Source organism: Rhodoferax sp. (genome assembly GCF_028715765.1).
Taxonomy (GTDB): Bacteria; Pseudomonadota; Gammaproteobacteria; order Burkholderiales; family Burkholderiaceae_C; genus Rhodoferax.
In genome coordinates this window covers 1-2,808 of record NZ_JAQURE010000107.1, presented here as the reverse complement: position 1 = coordinate 2,808, position 2,808 = coordinate 1, and the positions used below count along the sequence as shown (strand labels likewise).

The 2,808-nt window shown below is 56.3% G+C and carries 2 protein-coding genes; both read left to right on the top strand.

Annotation, left to right across the window (positions count from 1 at the left end; all coding sequences use genetic code 11):
• Positions 1 to 60 precede the first annotated feature (60 nt).
• Complete coding sequence (gene nusA, locus PHT20_RS16595) at positions 61 to 1,560, top strand: transcription termination factor NusA (RefSeq protein WP_301021402.1); 1,500 nt, start codon at positions 61 to 63, stop codon at positions 1,558 to 1,560.
• Between the two features lie 76 nt (positions 1,561 to 1,636).
• On the top strand, positions 1,637 to 2,808 hold a 1,172-nt coding region (locus PHT20_RS16590; RefSeq protein WP_301021401.1), incomplete at its 3' end, for a translation initiation factor IF-2 associated domain-containing protein.

Below are 2,808 nucleotides of genomic sequence, written 5' to 3'. Positions count from 1 at the left end.
CTGCGGCGCAGCCTTTGGATGAGTCTGAACCCATTTGAATTGAAACAGGAGAGTCATGGCATGAATCGCGAAATGTTAATGTTGGTCGATGCCATCTCACGCGAGAAAAACGTCGAGCGTGATGTGGTGTTTGGCGCGGTCGAGGCCGCATTGGCGCAAGCCACCAAGAAGCTGTACAGCGGTGAGGTGGATATTCGCGTGTCGCTCAACCGTGACACCGGTGTTTACGAAACCTTCCGTCGCTGGCATGTGGTGCCCGATGAGGCGGGGTTGCAATTGCCAGACCAGGAAATTTTGCACTTTGAAGCCAAAGAGCAAATCCCGGACATTGAAGTCGATGAATACATTGAAGAAACCATCGAGTCCGTGCCGATTGGTCGCATTGGTGCCATGGCGGCTAAGCAAGTGATTTTGCAAAAAATTCGTGATGCTGAGCGTGAAATGTTGCTCAACGACTTCATGTCGCGCGGCGACAAAGTGTTTGTGGGCACGGTCAAACGCATGGACAAGGGTGACCTGATTGTCGAATCCGGGCGTGTGGAAGGTCGTCTACGCCGTGGCGAGATGATTCCCAAAGAGAATTTTCGCACCGGTGACCGCGTGCGCGCCATGATCATGGAAGTCGACTTGACCCTGCGCGGTGCACCCATTGTGCTGAGCCGCTCAGCGCCTGACTTCATGATTGAGCTGTTCCGCAACGAAGTGCCAGAAATTGAACAGGGCTTGCTAGAGATCAAATCCTGCGCCCGTGATGCCGGCTCTCGCGCCAAGATCGCCGTGTTGTCGCACGACAAGCGAGTGGACCCCATTGGCACCTGTGTCGGTGTGCGTGGCACGCGTGTCAACGCCGTCACCAACGAATTGGCCGGTGAGCGCGTCGACATTGTGTTGTGGAGCGAAGACCCGGCGCAGTTTGTGATTGGCGCGCTGGCGCCAGCCAACGTCAGCAGCATTGTGGTGGACGAAGAACGCCACGCCATGGATGTGGTGGTAGACGAAGAAAACCTGGCCATTGCCATTGGCCGCGGCGGTCAAAACGTGCGACTGGCGGCCGAGCTGACCGGTTGGAAAATCAACATTTTGGATGCAGCTGAGTCAGCTCAAAAGCAAGCCTCTGAGCTGGATGTCAGCCGTCGCTTGTTCATGGACAAGCTCGACGTCGATGAAGAAATTGCCGACCTGTTGATTGCTGAAGGCTTTGCCAGCCTGGAGCAAGTGGCCTACGTGCCACTCGAAGAGATGCTTGAAATTGAAAGTTTTGACGAAGACACTGTCAATGAACTGCGTGCGCGTGCCAAAGACGCCTTGTTGACCATGGAAATCGTCAATGAAGAAAAGGTGAGCATCGAGCCTCAAACATTGAACCAGCTGGAAGGTTTGACCCCTGACCAATTGGCCAAGCTGACTGAGAATGGTGTCAACACCCTTGACGACTTGGCAGATCTGGCTGTGGATGAGCTCACTGAGCTGACCGGGCAGTCTGTTGACGAAGCCAAAGCGTTGATCATGAAGGCGCGTGCGCATTGGTTTACCAATGACGCTTCGGCTCAAGAGTCTTGATCATGAACACCCAGTTGTTGTAAAGCCCTTCACACCCTCGTGGGTGTGAAGGATGGAACTAAAGGTTACCCAAAAAATGTCCAGTATGACCGTCGCTGAGTTTGCAAATGAACTCAAAAAATCCACCGAAACATTGCTTGAGCAATTGAAATCGGCAGGTGTGGCCAAATCAGCCGCGTCTGACACCCTCTCAGAGCCCGATAAACAGCGGCTGCTGGGCTATTTGCAAGCCAGCCACGGCACAGCGACGGGCGAGCGAAAAAAAATCACACTGCTCAAAAAAACCACCACCGAAATCAAGCAGGCTGATGCCACCGGCAAAGCCCGCACGATTCAGGTGGAAGTGCGCAAGAAACGCACATTTGTCCGGCGTGATGAGCCGCAGGAAGCTGCCACACCTTCTGAGGCAGCAGCTGCGTCACATGAAGCTGAGCAAGATGCACAAGAAGTGCAAACCCCAGCCATTGACCACGCTGATCTGGCTCGCCGCGAACAAGAAGCGTCGCGCCAAGCAGAGTTGATCCGGCGCCAAGAAGAAGAGCTGGCAGAGCGCAGGCGTCAGCGCGAAGCCCAAGAGGCCGCTGCACGCCAAGCGGCAGAACAAGCCGCCGCTCAAGCGGCCGCTGAATCTGCTGCTCAACAAGCCCAAGCCGCGCAAGCCCAAGCGGCACGGCAAGCTGTGTCGCAGCAGGTTCAGACTGAATCTCCATCAGGCAAAGAAGCCGCCGCGCAAGCTGAAAGCGAATCTGCACAAGCCCACGTCGACCTGCAAGCCGCTGCCAAAGTGCAAGCACAAGTTCAAGCGGCAGCACAAGCCAAAGAACAGGCTGCGGTAGACGCCAAAGCGCGCTTGGCAGAAGACCAGGCGCGTGCCGCTGACTTGACTGATCGCCGTCGCAAAGCGGAAGCTGAAGCTGCAGCCATTCGCTTGATGATGTCGCAGCCCGGCAAAAAAGTGCCACCTCCCAAAAAGCCCGAAGAACCCAAGCCGGTTGTGAAGCCCGCCGATGCCGCCAAAGGCACGATCAAAGGCACACTGCACAAACCGGCCGGTTCACCCACAGCCAAACCTGCTGCACCCGCAGCACCGGGTGCCAAACCAGCGGCAGCCGATGGCAAAGAAGTTAAATCTGCCAAGTTGTCCAGCAGCTGGGCGGGTGACCCCGCCAAGAAAAAAGGCATTCCCACCCGTGGTGATACCGGTGCAGGTGCTGGTCGCAACAGCAACTGGCGCGGTGGCCCGCGTGG